Source organism: Nostocoides vanveenii (assembly GCF_039531165.1).
In the GTDB taxonomy this organism is placed as follows: Bacteria; Actinomycetota; Actinomycetes; order Actinomycetales; family Dermatophilaceae; genus Nostocoides_A; species Nostocoides_A vanveenii.
In genome coordinates this window covers 91,176-114,474 of the sequence record NZ_BAAAPN010000034.1, presented here as the reverse complement: position 1 = coordinate 114,474, position 23,299 = coordinate 91,176, and the positions used below count along the sequence as shown (strand labels likewise).

Sequence of the window (23,299 nt, the reverse complement as noted above, 5' to 3'; positions counted from 1 at the left end):
GGGGTCGCCACAGTCGATGGGCGCAGGCGCGCGCGCCTCGACATTCGCGCGGCCCGCGGGGCGCGGCATACACTCGGCAGGTTCCGGGGCCGCCTCCTGGCGGGCCCACCCCATCCCTGAGAACGATCGAGGCGCACGGTCATGGCCGACACCACCACACCCACCAGCGGTGCCGAGACCGGCACCGCTCGCGTCAAGCGCGGCATGGCCGAGATGCTCAAGGGCGGCGTCATCATGGACGTCGTCACCCCCGAGCAGGCGCGCATCGCCGAGGATGCCGGCGCGGTGGCGGTCATGGCCCTCGAGCGAGTGCCCGCCGACATCCGGGCCCAGGGCGGCGTGTCGCGGATGAGCGACCCCGACATGATCGACGGCATCATCGCCGCAGTGTCCATTCCGGTGATGGCCAAGGCCCGCATCGGACACTTCGTCGAGGCCCAGGTTCTGCAGGCGCTGGGCGTCGACTACATCGACGAGTCCGAAGTGCTGACTCCGGCCGACTACGCCAACCACATCGACAAGTGGGCCTTCACGGTGCCCTTCGTCTGCGGGGCGACCAACCTCGGCGAGGCGCTGCGACGTATCACCGAGGGGGCGGCCATGATCCGCTCCAAGGGCGAGGCCGGCACCGGCGATGTCTCGAACGCCACCACCCACATGCGCAAGATCCGCGGCGAGATCCGCCGCCTGCAGAATCTCCCCGAGGACGAGCTCTTCGTGGCCGCGAAGGAGTTGCAGGCCCCGTATGAGCTGGTCAAAGAGGTCGCGCAGGCGGGCAAGCTGCCGGTCGTGCTGTTCACCGCCGGCGGCATCGCCACCCCCGCGGACGCGGCGATGATGATGCAGCTCGGCGCCGAGGGCGTCTTCGTCGGCTCCGGGATCTTCAAGTCCGGCAACCCGGCCCAGCGCGCCGAAGCCATCGTGAAGGCGACCACCTTCTTCGACGACCCCGACATGATCGCCAAGGTCTCGCGCGGCCTCGGTGAGGCGATGGTCGGCATCAATGTCGATGAGATCCCGCAGCCGCACCGACTGGCCGAGCGCGGCTGGTAAGGGTCCGATCGCGTCCGGCATCGTTCGCGACCCGGCCGGCGATCTCACCCAGTCGCCCGCCGATAGGCAGTCCGCTCGCCATGCCAGGGTGTAGGCCGCGGCCAGCCATTGGATGGGTGTCTCGCCGCCCCCGAGATCGCGCACGATGGTCGGGCCGGCGATCGAGGTGATCAGGGCATCGAGCAAATCCATGATCTCCGCGGCGAGGAGGACGCCCGGCGAGGCCTACCGCAGGACGTATGCCGTTGTGCCCTGATCGGGGGCGCGTCGCCGACGCTCCCGGCCGATCGCTATCCCTATCTGACGGCCATAGTCGGGGCGATGACCACCGGCGGCGGCGACGAACGCTTCGCCTTCGGCGTCGAAGTCTTCATCGCCGGGCTCGCCGCCCCGGCCGGACAGGCGCCCTGATCGCTCGCCGGGCCGCCGGCCCTCAGCCTCCCAGCAGCGCCGCCAGATTCCTGCGGTATGCCGTGAAGGCCGCCCGCCCGCCGTCGGTGACGTGGGCGGTCGTCACCCGTCCCGTCTTGACCGTTTCGACGTAGCGGGCCTCTTCGAGCTTGCGCAGGTGGGTGATCAGATTGCTCGGCGTGAGTTCTAGGAGGTCCTGTAGCCGCGGGAAGGACATGGTGTCGCCTGCCGGGAGCTCGGTCAGGATCACCATGAGCCGCAGCCGGACCGGGACGTGGATGACCGGGTCAAGGTCGGTGGCCGTCGTCGTCTCCCGTGTCATCGCCGCGTCACCGTCAGCCACCCGGCCGCCGCCAGGAACCCGCCGCCCCCAAGGACGGCACCGATAAGCGCGGCGGTGACCGGGCCCGCCAAGCCCGCCCCTGCGGCGACGATGAGGAGCCAGGCGCCGAGCACGGCCATCGGGCGCACGCCCCATACGGCCGCCCCGAAGAGATACATCAGGCCGACGACGACCAGGGATCCGACGACACCCTGGACACCCATCGCGGTGGCCGGTGCGCCGGCGCGGACCAGTGCCCCGGCCAGCGCGAAATGGGCGAGGAAGCCCAGGCCCCACCCGAAGCCGTAGATCGAGCCCTGCCAGTCGCTCGATCCGCTGATTCCGGCCGTGGCCTGGCGGGTCCGCACGGCGGTGAGGGCACCGGCGAGCACGAGCAAGATCCCGAAGAAGGCCGCGGTCGCGGCGGTCGGCCCGGCATACGGCTCCTGCCTGCGCACCTGGAGCCAGATGACGCCGATGCCGATGGCGGCGGCGACCGTGACGAGCGCAGCGAGGACGGACCCGATGCCGAGGACTGCGCCGAGCCGGTGTCCGGCCTGGCCCCAGCCGAACCAGGCGATCGCCGCACCGGCGAGGATAGCTGCGCAGATGGCGTTGTCCTTCGCGGCGGAGCCGCGCGGGGCCGGGCCGGTCGGCGTGGTGCGCAGGTGGGCGTGGGTCGTGCTCGTGGTGAGGTCGGTCATCTGTGGTCTCCTGACTTTGCGGCACAAACTTTGCACGGCAAAGCTCGCATTACTTTGCGAGGCAAAGTCGAGGGATCGTCTGCCGCGCGTCTTCTCCGGTGAAGGCAGCGGGGACTGGTCACTAGACTGCCGGCTGTGTCCGGCCGATCCCAAGCGCAGGTGCTGCCAGGAGTAGACGTCACCCTGGCGAGCCCCTCGCCCGCATGACGACGATCGGGGTCCTCGCGGTTCAGGGCGATGTCCGAGAGCACGTCGATGTGCTGCGCAGCCTCGATGTCGACGTTGTGACGATCCGCCGCCCGCAGGAGGTCGCCCGGATCGATGGCCTCATTATCCCCGGTGGCGAGTCGACGACCATGGACAAGCTTGTGCGTGCCTTCGCCCTCGACGACCCGCTCCGGGAGCGGCTTGCGGCGGGGATGCCGGCATACGGCTCGTGCGCGGGGATGATCATGCTCGCCGATCGGATCGAGGGCGGGCGCGCCGACCAGCAGACTCTCGGCGGCCTTGATATCACCGTGCGCCGCAACGCCTTCGGCCGCCAGGTGGACTCCTTCGAGGCGGATCTCCACATCCGGGAACTCGGCCCCGAGCCGCTGCGCGCCGTGTTCATCCGCGCCCCCTGGGTCGAGGCGGTCGGCCCGCACGCGAGCGTCCTCGCGCGGGTCGAGGCAGGACCGGCCACCGGCGCGGTGGTGGCGGTCCGGCAGGGTAATCTCCTGGCGACGTCCTTCCATCCGGAGGTCACCCGCGATCACCGCATCCACCAGCTCTTCGTCCGCATGGTCGAGGGCCGGCCGGTACTATCGCCCGACAGCCCGTAACAACCCGACTTTCTCGAAGGTGACGCATGTCCGGCCACTCCAAATGGGCCACTACGAAGCACCAGAAGGCCGCCAAGGACGCCAAGCGCGGCAAGCTCTTCGCCAAGCTGATCAAGAACATCGAGGTCGCGGCGCGCAGTGGCGGCGGCGACCCGGACGGCAACCCCACCCTTTGGGATGCGATCTACAAGGCCAAGAAGTCCTCGGTCCCCAATGACAATATCGACCGGGCCGTCAAGCGCGGCTCCGGTGCCGAGGCCGGCGGCGCGGACTGGCAGACGATCATGTATGAGGGGTATGCCCCCGGCGGCGTCGCGCTTCTGATCGAGTGCCTCACCGACAACCGCAACCGCGCGGCGGCCGAGGTGCGCACGGCGCTCACCCGCAACGGCGGCAACCTCGCCGACCCAGGCTCGGTGGCCTACATCTTCAATCGCAAGGGCGTCGTGATCGTCCCCAAGGGCGAGAAGAGCGAGGACGACATCCTCGAGGTCGTCCTGGACGCCGGAGCCGAAGAGGTCAACGACAACGGCGACTCCTACGAGATCGTCTCCGAGGCCTCGGACTATGTCGGCGTGCGCAACGCCCTCAAGGACGCCGGCATCGACTACGACTCCGCCGAGGCGTCCTTCGTCCCCAACCTGCAGGTCCCGCTCGACCTCGAGGGCGCCAAGCGGATGATCCGCGTCATCGTCGCCCTGGAGGATTCCGACGACGTCCAGAACGTCTTCGCCAATGGCGACATCTCCGACGAGGTGCTCGCGGAACTCGACGCCGAGGACTGAGCGACGCCGGCATACGGGCCGCGGGCGTGTTGACGGCATACCGGCGGCTCGCATCGCGTACGGTGGGCTACCGAACAGGTGTTCGGTAGTCCACGCGCAATTGCGCCGTCGAACTCACGAAGGAGGCAGCCATGCGAGTGCTGGGTGTCGACCCGGGTTTGACGCGGTGCGGCCTCGGCGTCGTCGACGGCAGTGCCGGCCGTGCCCGGATGATCGCCGTCGGCGTCGTCCGCACGCCCAGCGACGCGGAGCCGGGGGAGCGACTGGCCTATCTCGAGACTCAACTGGGGGAGTGGCTGCGGCGTTTCAGTCCCGATGTCGTTGCGGTAGAACGGGTTTTCGCCGATGCCAATGTCGCATCCGTCATGACCACGGCCCACGCAACCGCCATCGCCCTGCTCACCGCGCACAAGCACGGCGTGCCGATCGTCTTCCACACGCCGACCGAGGTCAAGGCCGCCGTGACCGGGAGCGGGCGCGCCGAGAAGGCCCAGGTCACCACCATGGTCACCAAGATCTTGCGCCTGGACGAACCGCCCCGCCCGGCCGACGCGGCCGACGCCCTCGCGCTGGCCATCTGCCATGCCTGGCGAGGCAGCGCGGCCGCGCGCGTCGCCGCACTGACCCCCGGAGGTATGCCGTGATCGCCAGCATCACCGGAACCATCGAGCACGTCGGCCTCGATCGGCTGGTCTTGCGCGTGGGCGGAGTGGGGCTGCTCGTCCATACGACCCCCGCGACGGCCGCCACCCATCGGGCCGGGACCGAAGCGTCGCTCGCGACCAGCCTCGTGGTGCGCGAGGACAGCCTGACGCTCTTCGGCTTCGGGACGGCGGGCGAACGCGAGATGTTCGAGACCGCGCAGACGGTGACCGGTGTCGGCCCGCGGCTCGCGCTGGCCATTCTGTCCGTCTTCAGCCCGGTGGAGCTAGCCGTTGCGATCGGTGCCGGCAATATCACCGCGCTCACCAAGGTGCCCGGTGTCGGCCGCAAGGGCGCCGAGCGCCTCATCCTGGAGTTGCGTGACAAGGTCGGTATGCCGTCACCCGCCGACGCGGCCGGCCTGCCCACCGTAGTGGCGCACGACCGCGACCAGGTCGTCGAGGCACTCGTCGGGCTGGGCTGGACGCAGAAGGCCGCCGGCGACGCCGTGGACAAGGTCGCTGCCGCCGACAATGCGCCGACCGAAGTGGCCGCCCTGCTGCGCGCGGCCTTGCGAGAGTTGGGCCGGTGAGCGGTTTCGCCAGCGAGATCCGGGAGGGCACACCAGAGTCGGACGACGCTCGCTCGCCGGAGTCGAGCCGGGTAGTGGATCCGGCGCGCGAGAACGACGAGCAAATCGTCGAGGCCGCGCTGCGACCGAAGCGGCTGGCGGACTTTCCCGGGCAGCCACGGGTGCGCGACCAACTCGATCTAGTGCTGCGGGCCGCCCGCCAACGCGGCACGGCGCCGGATCACATCTTGCTCTCGGGGCCGCCCGGGCTGGGCAAGACCACGCTCGCGATGATCGTCGCGGCCGAGTTGGAGCAGCCGATCCGGGTCACCAGCGGTCCAGCCATCCAGCACGCCGGCGACCTGGCCGCGATCTTGTCCTCGCTGGCCGAGCACGAGGTGCTCTTCCTCGATGAGATCCATCGGATGTCCCGGGCCGCCGAGGAGATGCTCTATTTGGCGATGGAGGACTTCCGGGTCGACATCATCGTCGGCAAGGGTCCCGGCGCGACGGCGATCCCTCTGGAGTTGCCGCCCTTCACCGTCGTCGGTGCGACCACCCGGGACGGCCTGTTGCCTGCGCCCCTGCGCGACCGCTTCGGCTTCACCGGCCGGCTCGACTTCTACGACCCGGCCGATCTGGCCCGGATTCTGCGCCGGTCCGCCGGGTTGCTGGCCGTTCAGATCGACGACGACGCGGTGGTCGAGATCGCCGGCCGATCGCGCGGCACCCCGCGCATCGCCAACCGGCTGCTGCGCCGGGTGCGCGACTGGGCACAGGTGCACGGCGACGGGCGGATCGACCGGGGGGCCGCCGCGGCGGCGCTGGATCTCTTCGATGTCGATCCCGTGGGCCTGGACCGCCTCGACCGTGCGGTGCTCGATGCGTTGTGCCGCAAATACGGCGGCGGCCCGGTTGGCATCACCACGCTCGCCGTCGCCGTCGGCGAGGAACCCGACACCGTCGAGACGGTGGCCGAACCCTACCTCGTGCGCCAGGGCTTCCTCGAGCGGACGGCCCGCGGACGCACCGCCCTGCGGGCGGCGTGGACGCACCTCGGCCTCATACCGCCGCATACGGCCATCGGCCAGGACGTCCTGCCGTTCGACGGCGTCGCCACCCGCTTCGAGTGACGGGCCCTGTTCCTCAACCCTGGTAGCAGCACTTAGGTCACGTTCAGCATGGTCGAACCTGCTGCAGGTGACCTAAACCCTGCTAGCAGACTTTAGGGACAGGGGGAACCACGGGCTCGGGCGGGCCGTTCACCTCGGCGGACGCCACCGATGGCCGTATGCCGCCCACTCGCCGACGCGGGGTCGGCATTCGTCCCGCTGCGGGGGCGTCGCCTAGACTCGGTCGGTGGCTCCCGCGTGAGCCGTCGATTCCGCACGCCTGACACCAAGGATTTCTCACGATGCATACGGGCTTGGCCACCGCCACCCAATCGGGCTCGGGCATGGGCAGCGTGCTTCTGCTTCTCCTGCCGCTCGTCCTGCTCTTTGTCCTGATGTTCTCCCAGCGCCGCCGCACCCAGGCGCTCAAGAATGTCCAGGCCTCCATCGGGGTGGGTGATGAGGTGGTGACGACGTCGGGCATGATCGGACGGGTTGCCGCGCTGGACGGTCAGGTGACCACGCTCGAAGTTGCCCCGGGTGTGCGCGTTCGCTTCGACCGCCGCGCGATCGGGTCGCGCTACCAGCCCGCGCCCCCGACCGGCCCCCTCGACCAGACCGGACCCGTCGATCAGGGGAGCAACTGACCCATGGCTCGTGCATCGACGCGCCCGACGCGCGGTCGCCCCGATGGTGCCGTCCGCACCCTTGTCACCTTCTTCGTGATGGTCGCAGCCCTGGCCGCTGTGCTCGGCGGCGCCGTGTGGAAGAGCACTGCCCAGTGGACACCGAAGCTCGGTCTCGACCTCGAAGGCGGCACCCAACTCGTCCTCAAGCCTCGGCTCGTCGGCGACCAGACGGTCACGTCGCAGCAGGTGGCCCAGGCCCGCGACATCATCGCCGAACGTGTCGACTCCCAGGGCGTCAGCGGCGCCGAGGTCACCACGCAGGGCGCCGACAATATCGTCGTCAGCATGGCGGGTGACCCCACCCGGCAGCAGGAGGACAGCCTGCGGCGATCGTCGGCCCTGCAGTTCCGGCCGGTCCTGACGGTGGCTGCCGGGACGCCTGCACCCACGCCGACGTCGACCTCGACCGGTTCGTCGACGTCCACCGGCACATCGACCAGCACGTCGGCCTCCAGCACCGACAAGAGCACGAGCAGCGCGTCGGGGGGCGCCACGTCGTCGGCCGCCCCCTCGGGCACGCCGACCAGCGCGACCGACCAGGCCTGGGTGACGCCCGGGCTGACTACTCAGTTCGACGCGCTCGACTGCAGCAAAGACGGCGTGCTCGACACGATCGTCGATGACCCGGCCAAGCCCTTGGTCACCTGTAGCACCGACAAGACGGCCAAATACATCCTTGGCCCGGTCGCCGTCGGCGGCGCCGACATCACCGACGCCCAGGCGGGCTACCGCCTCGCGCAGAACGGCCAGCCGACCAATGTCGTGGAGATCCAGCTTTCGCTCGACTCCAAGGCGACCAAGACCTATGGCGACCTGAGCATCGAGATGCTCAACCTGCCCAGCCCCCGCAACCAGCTCGCGTCGGTCCTGGACTCCAGCGTGATCATCGCCCCGCAGTTCAACGAGCCGATCACCAACGGCCAGGCCTCGATCACCGGCGGCTTCACCTTCCAAGAGGCGCAGGAACTCGCCAAACAGCTGAAGTTCGGCTCGCTGCCGATCTCCTTCGACCTGCAGACGCGCACCCAGATCAGCCCGACCCTGGGTGAGGAGCAGTTGCGTCTGGGCATCCTCGCCGGGCTCGTCGGACTGGTGCTCGTTGTCCTCTACTCCCTCTTCCAGTACCGCGCCCTCGGCCTGGTCACGGTCGCCTCGATCGTCATCGCGGCCCTGCTGACCTATCTGACGATCGCCATCCTCGGCTGGGCGCAGAACTACCGCCTGGACATGGCCGGAGTGACCGGCCTGATCGTGGCCATCGGTGTCACCGCCGACTCCTTCATCGTCTACTTCGAGCGCATCCGCGACGAGGTCCGCGACGGCCGCACCCTGCGCACCGCGGTGGACTCCGGCTGGAAGCGCGCCAAGCGAACCATCGTGGTCGCCGATGGCGTGAACTTCCTCGGCGCCCTGGTGCTCTACCTGCTCGCCTCGTCCAGCGTCCGCGGCTTTGCCTTCACCCTCGGCCTGACGACCCTCATCGACATCCTGGTGGTCTTCGTGTTCACGCACCCGGTGGTCTCGCTGCTCGCCCGGCGCAAATTCTTCGCCGACGGGCACAAGTGGTCGGGCCTAGATCCCGAACGCTTGGGCGCCAAGGTCCGGTATGCCGGCCGCGGCCGCATCTCCGCACCCCACCGCGCCGCGGCTGAAGGAGGCCAGGCATGACGAGCTTCGCCCAGTTCGGCAACGATCTCTACACCGGCAAGCGGTCGATCGACTTCATCGGCCTGCGCCGCCGCTGGTATGCCCTGTCGGCCATCGGCCTGCTCCTCGCGGCCCTCGGTCTCGGCGTGCGCCACCTCAACCTCGGTCTGGAGTTCACCGGCGGCTCGGAGTTCCGGGTCTCGACGACCTCGGTGCCGGCCAACTACGAGCAGGTCGCGAGCGACACGCTCAGCAAGGTCGCGCCCGGCCACGAGGCCGGCGTCACCAAGCTCGGCAGCGACACCATCCGCCTGCAGACCGAGAAGCTCAGCGACGCCCAGAGCAATGACGTCCGCGACGCCCTCGCGACCGCCTTCAACACCCCGCAGGAGAAGGTCAGCGCCAATTTCATCGGACCGTCCTGGGGACAATCGGTCAGCAAACAGGCGCTGAAGGCGCTCATTGTCTTCCTGGTCCTGGTCTCGCTGGTCATGGCGATCTACTTCCGCACGTGGAAGATGTCGGTCGCGGCCCTCGTCGCGTTGATTCACGACATGGTCTTCACCGTCGGCATCTATGCCCTGACCGGCGTGGAGGTCTCCCCGGCGACCATGATCGGCTTCCTGACGGTGCTCGGCTACTCCCTCTACGACAACGTCGTGGTCTTCGACAAGGTCCGGGAGAACACCCAGGAAGCCTTCGCCAATCGCCGCATGTCGTATGAGCGGGCGGCCAACCTCGCGGTCAACCAGACCCTCGTGCGCTCGATCAACACCACGGTTGTCGCCCTGCTGCCGATCGCCGCGGTGCTCGTCATCGCCTTCACGAAGCTCGGCCCGGGCACGCTGCTCGACCTCGCGCTCGCCCTGTTCATCGGTATGGCCGTCGGTGCCTACTCCTCGATCTTCATCGCGACGCCGCTGCTCGTCACCATGCGCAGCCGGGAGGACGACGTCGTCAAGCTCGCGAAGCAGGCGGCGCGCGCCGAGACCAAGGCCGCGACCCGCGCCGCCGTCCCCGCCGCGTCGACAGCCCCGGCTGCGCCCATCCAGCCGTATGCCGGCGCCCCCACTACCGCGACCGCCCTCGCCGACGATCCGGCGGATGACGTGCGTGACGCCGCCACCGGTCAAGCGCCCGCGGGTGGCACCATCACCGGCCGGCAGGTCCACAAATACGCCCAGCAGGGTCCGCGCAACCAGCCGCGCCGACAGCCGAAGTCCAAGCGTTGAGCGCCATCGCGGCGATCGTGGCCGGGTCTCTGCGGAATGTTCCGGACTTCCCGAGCCCAGGCATCCTGTTCAAGGACATCGGTCCGTTGATCGCCGATCCGGTCGCCTTCGCCGCGGTCATCGAGCACTGGCGTGCACGGCATACGGGCCGTCTGGAGGTGATCGTCGGCATTGATGCGCGCGGCTTCATCTTCGGTGCCGCCCTGGCGCACGCGCTCGGGACCGGCTTCGTGCCGGTGCGCAAGGCGGGCAAGCTGCCCGGCCCGACGATCGAGCGCAGCTACGACCTGGAATACGGCAGCGCGACGCTGGCCATCCAGGTCGGGGCGATCAGCGCTGGTCAGCGCGCTTTTGTCGTCGATGACGTCTTGGCCACTGGCGGCACCGCCGAGGCGGCATGCCGGTTGGTCGAGGAGGTCGGCGCCGAGGTCGCCGGCATCGGGATCGTGCTCGAACTCGCCGGCCTCGGTGGTCGTCCGCGCCTGGCCGAGTGGGATCTGGAGACCCTCGCTACTGCCTGACCGGGCGATCGTCGAGCGCAGCGAGCTTGATCGTCCGGAACGACGCTGGCGTGAGCGGAGCGAACTCCGTCCCCGGGTCTCAGCGACCGAGCGGAGCGCAGGTCGATGACCGGGCGATCGTCGAGCGCAGCGAGCTTGATCGTCCGGAACGACGCTGGCGTGAGCGGAGCGAACTCCGTCCCCGGGTAAAGTCTGTTCATGGACGAGGACGGCGGTGCCGGCACTGGCACGACGAGCACGGTCACCACAGCGCGGGGACGCGCGCGGGCCCGGCTCGAGCGCTTCAGCCGCCCGCGCTCGGCGAGCATCAACCCGACACTCGAGCCGCTCTTCACGCTGGTTCGCGCCAGCCATCCACGCGCCGACCTGACCATCATCGAGCGGGCCTACGAGGTCGCGGAACTTGCGCACCGGGGGCAGATGCGCAAGTCCGGGGATGCCTACATCACGCACCCGCTGGCGGTCACGACCATCCTGGCCGAGTTGGGCATGACGCCCGAGACCCTGGCGGCCGCGCTCCTGCACGATGTCGTCGAGGACACCGACTACCCGTTGGCGGAGATCGAACGCGAGTTCGGCCCCGACGTGGCGCACATGGTCAACGGCGTCACCAAGCTCGACAAGGTCAAGCTGGGTGAGGCCGCAGCGCAGGCCGAGACGCTGCGCAAGATGGTCGTGGCGATGGCCGGCGACATCCGCGTCCTGGTTATCAAGCTCGCCGACCGCCTCCACAATGCCCGCACCTGGCAATACGTCCCGGCCGCGTCGGCGGCGAAGAAGGCGAACGAGACCCTCGACATCTATGCGCCGCTCGCCCACCGGCTGGGCATGAACACCATCAAATGGGAGCTGGAGGATCTCTCCTTCAAGACGCTCTACCCCAAGGTCTATGAAGAGATCAAGCGGCAGGTGGGCGAGCGCGCGGGGGAGCGGGCCGAGTATCTCGCCCAGGTGCAGCAGCAGGTGGAGGCCGATCTCGCCGACGCCCGGGTCAAGGCCAAGGTGACCGGCCGGCCCAAGCACTATTACAGCGTCTACCAGAAGATGATGGTCGGCCAGCGGACCTTCGACGATATTCACGATCTCGTCGCGCTGCGGGTGCTGGTGGACACCAGCCGCGACTGTTATGCCGCGCTCGGGGCGCTGCATGCGCGATGGAAGCCCATTGCCGGGCGCTTCAAGGACTACATCGCCATGCCCAAGTTCAATATGTACCAGTCTTTGCATACGACGGTGATTGGGCCGAGCGGGCGGCCGGTGGAGATTCAGATCCGCACCTGGGATATGCACCGCCGGGCCGAATACGGGGTGGCCGCGCACTGGAAATACAAGGAGAACAAGTCCACCGGTCGCAATGAACTCGCGAGCGAGACCGGGCCGATTGCCGATATGCAGTGGCTCAAGCAATTTCTCGACTGGCAGAAGGAGACCGAGGATCCCACCGACTTCCTCGACTCCCTGCGCTATGAGATCAATGCCCGTCAGGTGTATGTCTTCACGCCCAAGGGCGATGTCATCGCCCTCCCCGCCGGCTCGTGTCCGATCGACTTCGCGTATGCCGTGCACACCGAGGTCGGGCACCGCACCGTCGGTGCGCGCGTCAACGGCCGCCTGGTGCCGCTGGAGTCACCGCTGGAGAACGGCGACGTGGTCGAGGTGCTCACCTCCAAGGCCGAGGGCGCCGGCCCGTCGCGCGACTGGCTCACCTTCGTGCACTCGCCGCGGGCGCGCAACAAGATCCGCCAGTGGTTCTCGCGCTCTCGCCGCGACGAGGCCGTCGAGCGCGGCAAGGACGCGATCGCCCGGGCGATGCGCCGCCAGCACCTGCCGCTGCAGCGGCTGATGACAGCCGATTCCCTGACGGGGATCGCCACGGACTTGCGGTTCGCTGATATCGATGCGCTCTATGCCGCGGTCGGCGAGAACCAGGTTTCCGCCCAACATGTCGTCTCGCGCCTGATCAAATCGCTCGGCGGTGAAGAAGGCATTCAAGAGGATTGGGCCGAGGCGCAGAACCCCAATCGGGAGGCGCGCCGCCGGACCGACGATCCGGGCATCATCGTCAAGGGCATGAATACGGCCGATGTCTGGATCAAGCTGCGTCGCTGCTGCACGCCAGTTCCCGGTGACGAGATCCTGGGCTTCATCACTCGCGGCGACGGCATCGCGGTCCACCGCGTCGACTGCACAAATGTCAAGTCACTGCGCGAGCACCCCGAGCGGATCATCGAGGTTGCGTGGGCACCGCGCGCCGGCTCGCTCTTCCTCGTTCAGATTCAGGTCGAGGCGCTCGATCGCAATCATCTGCTCGCCGATATCACCCGGGTGCTGTCGGACAATGGCGTGAACATTCTCGGTGCCCAGGTGCATACGACCAAGCGGCGGGTGGCCTATTCGACCTTCATGTTCGAGATGGGCGATCCTGCCCATCTCGAACACGTGCTCAATGCGGTGCGCAATGTGCAGGGCGTCTTCGACGTCCAGCGCGGTGCCGGCGCCGTTCAGCGCGAAGCCGCCGCGACATAAGAACCGGCTCAGTCGCCCATGAGGACGTCGGGGCGCAGGTCCGCTGCCGGTGGTGTCCACGCGGCCGGGTCGGCGGCCACTTGGTCGCCGGAGCGGATGTCTTTGACCTGGTCGCCGTCGTCACGCGGGAACCAGACGTAGGGTATGCCGCGGCGATCGGCATACCGGATCTGTTTGCCGAATTTGTCGGCCTTCGGGGCGACTTCGCACGCGATGCCACGCGCCCGGAGAGCCGTGGCGACCGCCGTGGAGGCTGGCCGGCTCGCCTCGTCGGTGACGGCGACCAAGACGCAGGCCGGCGTCGATCGGGTGGCGGCGAGCCGCCCGTGACCGAACAACAGCCCGAGGATCCGGCTGACCCCGATGGAGATGCCGACGCCCGGATAGGTGGTGCGTCCGTCGGAGGCGAGCGCGTCGTAGCGGCCGCCGGAGCACACCGCACCCCAGTCCTCGTGGCCGACCAACTGGGTCTCGTAGACGGTGCCGGTGTAGTAGTCGAGGCCGCGGGCGATCTTCAAGGCCGCGACCACGCGGCCGGGCGCGTTGGCCGCCGCCGTCTCGATGACCGCGGCGAGCGCGTCCAGACCCTCATCGAGGAGGGGGTGATCGACGCCGAGGGCCCGTACCTGGTCGACGAAACTTAGGTCGGGGGTGCGGATCGCCGCGAGGTCGAGGCAAGCCTGCGCCTGGGTCGCGGTGCAGCCGGCGGCGGTGAGCAGATCCGCCACGGCATCGGGGCCGATCTTGTCGAGTTTGTCGATGATCCGCAGCGTCCCGGCGACATCCGTGATGCCCAACCCGGCATAGAAGCCGTTGGCGAGCTTGCGGTTGTTGACCTGGATGACGAAGTCCCCGATGGGAAACTTCTCGAAGACATCGGCGACGACGAGCGGCATCTCGGCCTCGAAGTGCGGCGCGAGCGTGCCGACATCCACGACATCGATATCGGCTTGCGTGAACTCGCGGTAGCGGCCCTCCTGGGGCCGTTCGCCGCGCCACGCCTTCTGGATCTGATAGCGCCGGAAGGGGAACTCCAAGGTGCCGGCGTTCTCCAGCACATAACGGGCGAACGGCACCGTCAGGTCGAAGTGCAGCCCCCAGCGCATGCCCTCGGCGTCGCCGCCCGCGAGCCGGGCGATGCCATAGATCTCCTTGTCGGCGTCCTCGCCCTGGGAGCGCAGCCGCTCGATGGGCTCGATCGCGCGGGTCTCGATCGAGGCGAACCCGTGCAACTCGAAGGTCTCCCGGATGACGTCGAGGAAGCGCTGCTCGACGATGCGCTGGCCCGGGGAGTACTCCGGGAATCCGGAGATGGGGGCGATCTTGCTCACGCGCCCAATCCTTGCAGGTAGGGGTTGGTGGCGCGCTCCCTTTTCATGGTCGTCGCGGGGCCGTGCCCCGGCAGCAGGAGCGTCGAATCGGCAAGGGGGAGAACAACATTGCGCAAGGACTCGCGCATGGCCGTGTCGCTGCCGCCGCTCAGATCGGTGCGCCCGATCGACCCGGCAAAAACGACATCACCAGTGACCATCGTGCGGTCCAGATCGGCGGGCACCCCGTCGGGGACAGCGTCGATCCCGAACATCATCGACCCTTCCGTATGCCCGGGGGCGTGCCAACAACTCAGCTCCACTCCCGCGATGCTCACCTGAGCGCCGTCGGTGACCGTGACGATGTCGTCGGGCTCGGTCCAACTCGCCTTGGCGCCGAACTGCTGCTCGAACATGCCGACCAGGCCCGGACCCAGCAGGCTGATCGGGTCGGCGAGCCGGTAGCGGTCGTCGGCGTGGATATAGGCCGGCAGCACGGCGGGGGCCGTGGAACGGCATACAGGAGTGACCGAATAGACGTGGTCGAGGTGGCCATGGGTCAGCAGCACGGCGGCCGGCCGCAGGCGGTGCTCGGTGAAAACATCGCGCAGCGTCTCGACCACGCCGATGCCCGGATCGACGACGAGGCACTCCTGCCCGGGGCCTTGCGCGACGACATAGCAATTGGTCGCGAATGCGGCAGCGGGGAAGGCGATCATCAGCACCCGCCGACCCTATCCGGCCGCATGCCTAGACTTAGCGGCCGTGACCAAGGAGCAGGAGCGCGCGCGGGCCAAACGGCGCTACGTCCGTCAGCAGGACAATGCTGCGCAGCAGCGGGTCCAGCGGCAGCGGAACCGGCAGATCGCGGCCGTCGTCGCCGTCTTCCTGGCGCTCGTTGCCGGCCTGATCTGGCTGGTGAACATGATGGGTTCGGAGCCGACCGCGGCCTCACGCACCCCGGAGCTGGCCGCGACCGTGGCCGACGGGTGCATTGCTGCACCTGCGGTCCCGGGCACCGGCGCCACGCTGGACAAACCGGATGCCGCCCAGATCGCCAAGGTCACCGGCAAGACGGTCACCGCGACCATCGAGACCAACTGCGGGCGGATCGTGCTGTCGCTGGACGGGGCCAAGGCGCCGACGACCGTGGCGTCCTTCGTTCAGCTGGCCCAGCAGAACTATTGGAAAAATGCGCCGTGCCACCGCTTGACCACCTCGGGGATCTTCGTGCTCCAGTGCGGAGATCCGACGGGGACCGGCAATGGGGGACCGGGATACGGCTACGGGATCGAGAATGCGCCCACGGACGCGATGTATCCGCGGGGCACCGTGGCGATGGCCAGGACCGCAGACCCGAACAGCAATGGTGGTCAGTTCTTCATCGTCTACAAGGACTCGACGATCGACGCGAGCACGGGGGGCTACTCAATTTTCGGCACTGTCACCCAGGGGCTGGATATTGTGGACAAGATCGCCGCCGGAGGGGTGGGCAACGGGGTCGCTCCCACGTTCCCCATCAGCTTCTTGTCGGTGACGACCGAGACGAAGGGCTGAGCAGTGACCGATACCCCGACGACGCCGGACCGCGACGTGACGGCGACGGACGAGCCGGCGGCTGACGTGAGTTCAGTCGGTGCCGACGTCCTCGCCGCCGAGGCGGCGACCGCACCGGACGAATCGACTGCCGAGCCCGACGTCCCCGCTGCGGAGAATGACGTAGCCCCGAATGACGTGGCCCCCGTGGAGCAGGAGCCGGCAGCCGATGAGCCGGCAGCGGAAGAGCCGGTTGCCGAGAGCGTCGTCGTTGAGGCCGCGGCCGTCGATCCCGAGCCCGTGGCAGCAGACGAGGCGGAGGCCGCGGCCGAGTCCGCCCCGGCGGCGAGCCCCGCAGCCCTACCGGCACCGTCCGCGCCCAAGCCGGGTCCGCGACCGGGCATGCCGAGCCCGGCGATGTTCGCAGCCAAGCCCAAGCCGGCCGCCGCGCCGGCCCACCCGCACTCCGACTCTGTCCGCTTCGGGCGGGTCGACGCCGACGGGACCGTCTATGTCGGCGAGGGCGAGGGCGAGCGGGCCGTCGGCTCCTACCCCGGTGCCAGCAATGACGAGGCACTCAACTACTTCGCCCGCAAATACGACGAGCTCTTCGCCGCGGCCGAACTCCTGCACCAGCGGGTGGCGGTCCCGGAGGTCACCGCCAAGGATGTCGCCGAAGGCCTCAAGGGCCTGCGCAAGCACATCGGTGACGCCAATGTCGTCGGCGACCTCGCGGCGCTCAACGCCTTGGTCAGCACCATCGAGGGCGAGCTGACCAGCAAGCGGCAGGCCGAGGGGGAGGCCCGCGCTGCGGCGAGGGCCGAGGCGCAGACCGCTCGCGAGGCCCTCGTCGCCTCGGCCGAGCAGATCGCGGCCGTTCCGGTCGAGCGCGTCCAATGGAAGACCGCGAGCGCAACCATGCGCAGCCTGCTCGACACCTGGAAGGAGCACCAGCGCTCCGGGGTTCGGCTCGACAAGGAGATCGAGGCCGCCTTGTGGCAGCGCTTCTCGAAGGCTCGCAACTCCTTCGACAAGGCCCGACGCAGCCACTTCGCGGAGTTGGAGTCCACGCGCGCCGGCGCCCGAGCCACCAAGGAGAAGCTCGTCGCCGAGGCCCAGCACTTGGCCACCAGCACCGACTGGGCGGCCACTGCCGGCGCTTTCAAGCGGCTGATGGATCAGTGGCGCGTCGCCGGCCGGGCCTCGCGCGCCGAGGACGATTCCCTCTGGGAGCAGTTCAAGTCGGCCCAAGACAGCTTCTTCAACGCCAAGGACGCCGTCGTGGCGGCCGAGGACGAGGAGTACCGCGCCAACCTCGAGGTCAAACTCGCCTTGCTCGCCGATGCCGAAAAGTTGCTCCCGGTCACCGACCTCGAGGTCGCCAAGGCGGGCTTGCGCGGCATCCAGGACAAGTGGGACAAGGCCGGCAAGGTGCCGCGCGCCGACATCGAGCGCACCGAGAAGGGCCTGCGCCGCATCGAGGCCGCTGTCCGCGACGCCGAGGATCGCAAGTGGCGCCGCTCCAACCCTGAGGTCGCCTCGCGCGCCCACTCGCTCGCCACCCAGCTGGAAGCGTCGGTCGCCAAGCTGGAGGCCGACCTCGCCGCCGCCGAGGCCAAGGGCAACGCCAAGCAGGTCGCCGACCTGACCGCGAAGCTCACCGCCCAGCGGGCCTGGCTCGATCAGGCGCGGGGCGGCTTGGCCGAGTTCGGCGGCTGACGCTGACAGGCCGCCGCGCGGGCATAAAATGCCTGGCGGAGGGCATCCAACCCGCCGGCCGCGATGACATCGTCGTCACCGCGGATTCCTTTCCCGGACAAGGGAGTCACGCAGTGAAGATCGGCGTCCCCAGCGAGGTCAAGAACAACGAGTTCCGCGTCGGCATCACGCCCGTGGGGGTGGCGGAACTCGTCGCGCACGGCCACGAGGTGCTCATCCAGAAGGGCGCGGGCGAGGGCAGCGCCATCGCCGATGCCGACTTCGTCGCCCAGGGTGCGCGCATCATCGACGACGCTGACGACGTCTGGGGCGAGGCCGATCTGGTAATGAAGGTCAAGGAACCGGTCGCCCAGGAGTACCACCGCCTTCGGCCCGGCCTGACGCTCTTCACCTACCTCCACCTCGCGGCCGATCGGCCACTGACCGACGAACTGCTCGCCAGGCAGGTCACCGCGATCGCCTACGAGACGGTTCAACTCCGCTCGGGGATGCTGCCCCTGCTCTATCCGATGTCCGAGGTCGCCGGCTGCCTCGCGCCCCAGGTCGGCGCCCACTCGATGATGAAGGCCAACGGCGGGCGGGGCGTCCTGATGGGCGGCGTCGGCGGCGTCGCCAATGCCAAGGTCGTCGTCCTCGGCGCCGGCGTCGCGGGCCAGAATGCGGCAAATATCGCGCTCGGCATGGGCGCCGAAGTCACCATGCTCGACACCGACCTCGACAAGCTCCGCATGAGCTTCTGGCGCTACGACAACCGCGTGCGCCAGATCGCCTCGTCCGCCTTTTCGGTCCGCGAAGAGGTGCTGCGCGCCGACATGGTCATCGGCACCGTGCTCATCCCCGGCGCCAAGGCCCCCAAACTGGTCACCGACGAGATGGTCGCCCAGATGAAGCCTGGCTCGGTCCTCGTTGACGTCGCCATCGACCAGGGCGGCTGCTTCGAAGGCTCGCGCCCGACCACGCATGCCGACCCCACCTTCACCGTGCACCACTCCATCTACTACTGCGTCGCGAATATGCCCGGCGCCGTCCCCAACACCTCCACCTGGGGCCTGACCAATGCCACCTTGCCGTATGCCGTGCGCCTGGCCGACTCCGGCTGGCGGGCCGCACTCGCGGCCGATCCCGCGCTCGCCAAGGGTCTGAACACCCAGGACGGGCAGATCACCTGCCCGGGTGTCGCGGCGGCCTTCGACCTGCCCTGCCAGGACGTCGCCGACCTCTTGGCGTGAGCGTGCCCGGCGCCGGCACCGCGCGGGCGATCGACGCCTGGCTGGTCCACCTCGAGGTCGAGCGCGGGCTGTCACGGCATACGTTGGCGGCCTATCACCGCGACCTGCGCCGGTATGCCGATTTCCTCGCCGCCCGCGGCATCGACGATCTCACACGGGTCGATGAGGCAATGATCACCGACTTCCTCGCCGCCCTGCGGCAGGGGGACGCCGAGCACCGGGCCCTCGCCGCGACGTCCGCAGGCCGCACGCTGGTCGCGGTCCGGACCTTCCACCGGTTCCTCGCCCTCGACGGCGTGCTGCCGTCCGATCCGGCTCGCCCCGTCTCGCCACCTCAGACGGCTGCCCGCCTGCCCAAGGCCCTGCCGCTGGATCAGGTCGAGGCCATCCTCGACGCCGCTGGCGTCGGGGACACGACGGCCGCGCTGCGCGACCGCGCTCTGCTGGAGGTGCTCTATGGGCTGGGCGCCCGCGTCTCCGAGGCGACCGGGCTGGATGTCGACGACATCGTGCCGGGTGCCGGCATCGTCCGGCTGCGCGGCAAGGGCGGCAAGGAACGATTGGTGCCCCTTGGCTCCTATGCCGGGGCCGCCCTCGACGCCTATCTGATCCGGGCGCGCCCTACCCTCGCGGTCGGCGGCCGCAGCGCCTCGCCGGCGCTCTTTCTCAATCACCGCGGGGGGCGCCTGACCCGGCAAGGCGCCTGGGGGATCCTCAAGGCAGCGGCGGACCGGGCCGGCGTGCGGGCCGCGGTCACACCGCACACGCTCCGGCACTCCTTCGCCACGCACTTGCTGCAGGGCGGGGCGGATGTCCGCATCGTCCAGGAGCTGCTCGGCCACGCGTCGGTGACGACGACGCAGATCTACACCAAGGTCACCATCGACCAGCTCCGCGAGACCTATGCCGCGGCTCATCCCCGGGCGCGCTGATAGGGTCGAGGCCGATCAGCGCGAGGCTGACCGCGACGGCAATCGGCAGGGTGTGGAGGAATGACGGTGGACGAGGCCGAGGTCCTCCCCGGCATCGATGCGGCCTTCGTCGGCACGACGGGGCCTACGGGCCGCCCGCTGCCCGTCTTCCCCGACCCGGCCCCGCTCGCCGGTCACGGCCCGGCCCGCGTCATCTCCCTGTGCAACCAGAAGGGTGGCGTCGGCAAGACGACGACCACCATCAACCTCGGCGCGGCGCTCGCCGAGTGCGGGCGAAAGGTGCTGCTGCTCGACTTCGACCCCCAAGGGGCGCTCTCGGTCGGCCTGGGCGTCAACAGCAATGATCTCGACGTCACGATCTACAACCTGCTCATCGAGCGCGGCCATGACATCCGCGAGATCATCCGGCCCACCCGCGTGCCCGGCCTCGACATCGTCCCGGCCAATATCGACCTGTCCGCCGCCGAGGTCCAGCTCGTCGGTGAGGTCGCCCGCGAGCAGGTGCTCGCCCGGGTGCTGCGCCCGGTCATGGACGACTACGACCTCATCCTCATCGACTGCCAGCCCTCCCTCGGTCTGCTGACCGTCAACGCCCTCACCGCCAGCCATGGCGTGCTCATCCCGCTGGAGACCGAGTACTTCGCCATGCGCGGCGTCGCCCTGCTCGTCGAGACGATCGAGAAGATCATCGACCGGCTCAACCCCGGCCTGCGCATCGACGGCATCGTCGCGACGATGTACGACGGCCGCACCCTGCACAGCCGCGAGGTCGTCGAGAGCGTGGTGGCGCACTTCGGCGACCAGGTGCTGCATACGGTCATCGCGCGCACCGTGAAGTTCCCGGACGCAACGCTCGCCGCCGAACCCATCACGACGTATGCCGCTACCCACCCCGGTGCCGCGGCCTACCGGCAGCTCGCGCGCGAGTTGATCGCCCGCGGCAGCGCCCCGTGACCCGGCGCCGGGACGCCGCGCGATGACCAGCGACCTGCTGCTCAGTGAGGGCGAGGTCCCCGGCGGGGTGCTCACCCGCCGGGCATCCGGCACCGCGTTCGAGGTGCACCTCGACGTCTTCGAAGGACCCTTCGACCTTTTGCTCGGCCTGATCGCCAAGCACAAACTCGATATCACCGAGATCGCGCTCGCCCAGGTGACCGATGAGTTCATCGCGCACCTGCGCGAGCGCCGCGAGAGCAACGACTGGGATCTGTCGCAAGCCAGCGAGTTCCTGCTCGTCGCGGCTACTTTGCTCGATCTCAAGGCTGCCCGACTGCTGCCCCAGGTGCGCCCCGAGGACGAGGACGACATCGCCCTGATCGAGGCGCGTGACCTGCTCTTCGCCCGGCTGCTGCAGTATCGCGCCTTCAAGGACGTGGCGGGCGAGTTCGCGGAGCGACTGGCCGTCAACCGGGCGAGCCTCGCCCGCCGGGGAGGTCTGGAGCCGCGCTTCGCGGCCCTGCTCCCCGAGTTGATCATCGGCGTCTCGCCCGAACAACTTGCCAAGATCGCCGCCCGGGCGATGACCCCCAAGGCCGTGCTCAGCGTCGGCCTGGATCACCTGCACGCGCCGGCCGTCAGCGTCCAGGAACAGGCGGCGATCCTCGGCGAGCGCCTGCGCCGTCATCAGGTCGCGACCTTCCGCACCCTGATTGCCGACGCCGACTCGACGCTGGTCATCGTCGCCCGGTTCCTGGCGCTGCTGGAGCTCTACCGGGAGGCGTCGGTGTCCTTCGAGCAGGTCGAAGCGCTGGGGGAGCTGACCGTGCGCTGGACGGGCGCCGACGACGGCGAGATCACCGTGAGCGACGAATTCGACGAATCCGACCTGGCGCCGCCGGCCGATGCCGGACCGATCAAGGAGCACGCATGACGCAGACCACCGAGCCGGCGCCAGCCGTCGGCCCGCCCCCCGAGGTCGAACCTGACGTCCTGGACGTTGCGGCCATGCCCGGCGGGGTGCCCGGGGCCATCGAAGCGATCCTCATGGTCGTCGATGAGCCCGTCAGCGATATCGCCCTCGCGACCGCCCTGGAGATCCCGCTCCCGGAGGTCACTGACGCGCTGCGGGCGCTCGTCGACGACTACGACGGTCGCGGTTTCATGCTGCGCGAGGTCGGCGGGGGCTGGCGCATCTACAGCCGGCCCGAGTACGCCGCCGCCGTCGAACGCTTCGTCCTCGACGGCGCCCAGGCCAAGCTCAGCCATGCCTCCCTCGAGACGCTCGCGATCATCGCCTACCGACAGCCGATCTCCCGCGGCCGGGTCAGCGCTGTGCGCGGTGTCAACGTCGACGGCGTTGTGCGCACCCTGCTCTCGCGTGGCCTGATCGAGGAGACCGGCGCCGAGTCCGAGACCGGCGCCGTGCTCTACGGGACGACGGGCTACTTCCTGGAGCGGCTCGGCCTGCGTGACCTGGGCGAGTTGCCCGCGTTGGCTCCCTATCTGCCCGCCGTCGAGACTCTCGACGACCTCGCCGAAGCGGGGCGGTCATGACGCCCCGGCCCGCCCGAAATGGCGGCAATGACGCGCGTGGCGGGGGCCGCGGGCAAAGCGGTGGTGGCCAAGGTGGCGGACGGCCCCGCGGCGCTCCCGGCGCGGCTGGGGGCTCCGGCCGCGGGGCCTCCGGCGGATCGCGCGGCTCCACCGGTGGTCCGGGCGGTGGCTCGTCCGCTCGCGCGGCCGGAGGAGGCGGTTCGGGAGGTCGCGGTGGCCGCGGCCGGCCCGTCGGCGGAGCCAAGACCCGGCTCGGGCAGCCGGGCGGCCTGAGCCCGGCACCACCCGAGCGCGACCGCGTCGACGTCCACGATCCCGACGGCACCCGGCTGCAGAAGATTCTCGCGGCCGCCGGCGTCGCCTCCCGGCGTGGCTGCGAGCAGCTGATCAGCGAGGGCCGGGTCGAGGTGGACGGCCAGGTCGTCACCGAACTCGGCATCCGCATCGACCCCCTACGGCAGGTCGTCCACGTCGACGGCGTGCGCGTCCAGACCGATCTGGACAAGGTCTACCTTGCCTTCAACAAGCCGCTCGGCGTGGTCACGACCATGCAGGACGAGCTCGGCCGGCCCTGCGTTGGCGACTATGTCGCCAAGCGCCGCGAGCGGCTCTTCCACGTCGGGCGGCTCGACACCGACACCGAGGGCTTGTTACTGCTGACCAACGACGGTGAGCTTGCGCACCGGCTGCAGCACCCGGCATACGGGGTCCGGAAGACGTATGTCGCGCAGGTGCCCGGCCCCATTCCGCGTGATCTCGGCAAACGGTTGCGCGCCGGCATCGAGCTGGAGGACGGCCCGGTCGCCGTCGACAGCTTCAAACTGCTCGACAGCGCGCCCGGCCGCGCGGTGGTCGAGGTCGTCCTGCACGAAGGGCGCAACCACATCGTGCGTCGCCTGCTGGAGGCGGTCGGTCACCCGGTCATCGCCCTCGCGCGCACCCAGGTCGGACCGGTCCTGCTCGGTGACACCAAGCCCGGCAAGACGCGCGCGTTGACGCGGGGCGAGATCGGGGCCCTCTTCGCTGCGGTGGATCTCTAGG

24 protein-coding genes are annotated in these 23,299 nt (G+C 69.3%); 20 read left to right on the top strand and 4 right to left on the bottom strand.

Annotated elements, in window-relative coordinates; genetic code table 11:
* Positions 1 to 141 precede the first annotated feature (141 nt).
* A complete protein-coding gene (gene pdxS, locus ABD209_RS06730) occupies positions 142 to 1,053 on the top strand; it encodes a pyridoxal 5'-phosphate synthase lyase subunit PdxS (RefSeq protein WP_324385387.1) in 912 nt (303 codons plus the stop codon).
* A gap of 108 nt (positions 1,054 to 1,161) precedes the next feature.
* Positions 1,162 to 1,464, top strand: coding sequence for a hypothetical protein (locus ABD209_RS06725; protein WP_344063900.1), 303 nt, complete (start codon positions 1,162 to 1,164; stop codon positions 1,462 to 1,464).
* Positions 1,465 to 1,486: 22 nt separating this feature from the next.
* On the opposite strand, the gene ABD209_RS06720 is transcribed toward ABD209_RS06725, so the two are convergent.
* Together ABD209_RS06720 and ABD209_RS06715 are read right to left on the bottom strand one after the other, a co-directional pair.
* Complete coding sequence (locus ABD209_RS06720) at positions 1,487 to 1,786, bottom strand: transcriptional regulator (RefSeq protein WP_344063897.1); 300 nt, start codon at positions 1,784 to 1,786, stop codon at positions 1,487 to 1,489.
* Positions 1,783 to 2,490 (bottom strand): hypothetical protein, encoded by a 708-nt coding sequence (locus ABD209_RS06715; RefSeq protein WP_344063895.1) that lies wholly within the window; start codon positions 2,488 to 2,490, stop codon positions 1,783 to 1,785. Before ABD209_RS06715 ends, ABD209_RS06720 begins: the two co-directional genes overlap by 4 nt.
* Positions 2,491 to 2,693: 203 nt before the next feature.
* Here ABD209_RS06715 and pdxT point away from each other — a divergent pair, with 203 nt between their 5' ends.
* From pdxT to ABD209_RS06665, 10 genes are all read left to right on the top strand, one after another.
* Positions 2,694 to 3,314: a pyridoxal 5'-phosphate synthase glutaminase subunit PdxT gene (gene pdxT / locus ABD209_RS06710; protein WP_344063892.1), complete on the top strand. Its 621-nt coding sequence runs from the start codon at positions 2,694 to 2,696 to the stop codon at positions 3,312 to 3,314.
* A 26-nt stretch (positions 3,315 to 3,340) separates the two neighbouring features.
* Positions 3,341 to 4,099 (top strand): YebC/PmpR family DNA-binding transcriptional regulator, encoded by a 759-nt coding sequence (locus ABD209_RS06705; RefSeq protein ID WP_344063890.1) that lies wholly within the window; start codon positions 3,341 to 3,343, stop codon positions 4,097 to 4,099.
* A gap of 131 nt (positions 4,100 to 4,230) precedes the next feature.
* Entirely contained in the window at positions 4,231 to 4,743 is a 513-nt protein-coding gene (gene ruvC, locus ABD209_RS06700; protein WP_344063887.1) for a crossover junction endodeoxyribonuclease RuvC, read from the top strand.
* Positions 4,740 to 5,333, top strand: coding sequence for a Holliday junction branch migration protein RuvA (ruvA, locus tag ABD209_RS06695; protein WP_344063884.1), 594 nt, complete (start codon positions 4,740 to 4,742; stop codon positions 5,331 to 5,333). The genes ruvC and ruvA overlap by 4 nt, the downstream gene beginning before the upstream one ends.
* 74 nt (positions 5,334 to 5,407) lie before the next feature.
* Positions 5,408 to 6,445, top strand: coding sequence for a Holliday junction branch migration DNA helicase RuvB (gene ruvB, locus ABD209_RS06690; RefSeq protein ID WP_425564603.1), 1,038 nt, complete (start codon positions 5,408 to 5,410; stop codon positions 6,443 to 6,445).
* Between the two features lie 281 nt (positions 6,446 to 6,726).
* Entirely contained in the window at positions 6,727 to 7,071 is a 345-nt protein-coding gene (yajC, locus tag ABD209_RS06685; RefSeq protein ID WP_324385394.1) for a preprotein translocase subunit YajC, read from the top strand.
* A 3-nt stretch (positions 7,072 to 7,074) separates the two neighbouring features.
* Entirely contained in the window at positions 7,075 to 8,781 is a 1,707-nt protein-coding gene (secD, locus tag ABD209_RS06680) for a protein translocase subunit SecD (protein WP_344063880.1), read from the top strand.
* On the top strand, positions 8,778 to 9,992 hold the full coding sequence (gene secF, locus ABD209_RS06675) for a protein translocase subunit SecF (protein ID WP_324385396.1): 1,215 nt from the start codon (positions 8,778 to 8,780) through the stop codon (positions 9,990 to 9,992). Before secD ends, secF begins: the two co-directional genes overlap by 4 nt.
* On the top strand, positions 9,989 to 10,513 hold the full coding sequence (locus ABD209_RS06670) for an adenine phosphoribosyltransferase (protein ID WP_344063870.1): 525 nt from the start codon (positions 9,989 to 9,991) through the stop codon (positions 10,511 to 10,513). Before secF ends, ABD209_RS06670 begins: the two co-directional genes overlap by 4 nt.
* Positions 10,514 to 10,711: 198 nt before the next feature.
* Positions 10,712 to 13,039, top strand: a complete 2,328-nt coding sequence (locus ABD209_RS06665) for a RelA/SpoT family protein (protein WP_344063867.1) — start codon at positions 10,712 to 10,714, stop codon at positions 13,037 to 13,039.
* Positions 13,040 to 13,047: 8 nt separating this feature from the next.
* On the opposite strand, the gene hisS is transcribed toward ABD209_RS06665, so the two are convergent.
* Positions 13,048 to 14,370, bottom strand: coding sequence for a histidine--tRNA ligase (hisS, locus tag ABD209_RS06660; protein ID WP_344063864.1), 1,323 nt, complete (start codon positions 14,368 to 14,370; stop codon positions 13,048 to 13,050).
* A complete protein-coding gene (locus tag ABD209_RS06655) occupies positions 14,367 to 15,074 on the bottom strand; it encodes an MBL fold metallo-hydrolase (protein WP_344063861.1) in 708 nt (235 codons plus the stop codon). Before ABD209_RS06655 ends, hisS begins: the two co-directional genes overlap by 4 nt.
* A 40-nt stretch (positions 15,075 to 15,114) precedes the next feature.
* Between ABD209_RS06655 and ABD209_RS06650 the strand changes: the two genes are divergently transcribed.
* The 8 genes from ABD209_RS06650 (at position 15,115) to ABD209_RS06615 (ending at position 23,298) form a co-directional block, all read left to right on the top strand.
* Positions 15,115 to 15,906, top strand: a complete 792-nt coding sequence (locus ABD209_RS06650; protein WP_344063858.1) for a peptidylprolyl isomerase — start codon at positions 15,115 to 15,117, stop codon at positions 15,904 to 15,906.
* Between the two features lie 3 nt (positions 15,907 to 15,909).
* On the top strand, positions 15,910 to 17,604 hold the full coding sequence (locus ABD209_RS06645; protein WP_344063855.1) for a DUF349 domain-containing protein: 1,695 nt from the start codon (positions 15,910 to 15,912) through the stop codon (positions 17,602 to 17,604).
* A gap of 113 nt (positions 17,605 to 17,717) precedes the next feature.
* Positions 17,718 to 18,833: an alanine dehydrogenase gene (ald, locus tag ABD209_RS06640; protein ID WP_344063853.1), complete on the top strand. Its 1,116-nt coding sequence runs from the start codon at positions 17,718 to 17,720 to the stop codon at positions 18,831 to 18,833.
* A complete protein-coding gene (xerD, locus tag ABD209_RS06635) occupies positions 18,830 to 19,765 on the top strand; it encodes a site-specific tyrosine recombinase XerD (RefSeq protein ID WP_344063851.1) in 936 nt (311 codons plus the stop codon). Before ald ends, xerD begins: the two co-directional genes overlap by 4 nt.
* 60 nt (positions 19,766 to 19,825) lie before the next feature.
* Positions 19,826 to 20,719, top strand: coding sequence for a ParA family protein (locus tag ABD209_RS06630; protein ID WP_344063848.1), 894 nt, complete (start codon positions 19,826 to 19,828; stop codon positions 20,717 to 20,719).
* A gap of 22 nt (positions 20,720 to 20,741) precedes the next feature.
* Positions 20,742 to 21,635 carry a segregation and condensation protein A gene (locus ABD209_RS06625; RefSeq protein WP_344063845.1) on the top strand — a complete coding sequence of 298 codons (894 nt, stop codon included), beginning with the start codon at positions 20,742 to 20,744 and terminating at the stop codon, positions 21,633 to 21,635.
* Positions 21,632 to 22,258, top strand: coding sequence for an SMC-Scp complex subunit ScpB (gene scpB / locus ABD209_RS06620; protein WP_324387797.1), 627 nt, complete (start codon positions 21,632 to 21,634; stop codon positions 22,256 to 22,258). Before ABD209_RS06625 ends, scpB begins: the two co-directional genes overlap by 4 nt.
* A complete protein-coding gene (locus tag ABD209_RS06615; RefSeq protein WP_344063842.1) occupies positions 22,255 to 23,298 on the top strand; it encodes a pseudouridine synthase in 1,044 nt (347 codons plus the stop codon). Before scpB ends, ABD209_RS06615 begins: the two co-directional genes overlap by 4 nt.
* Position 23,299 lies beyond the last annotated feature (1 nt).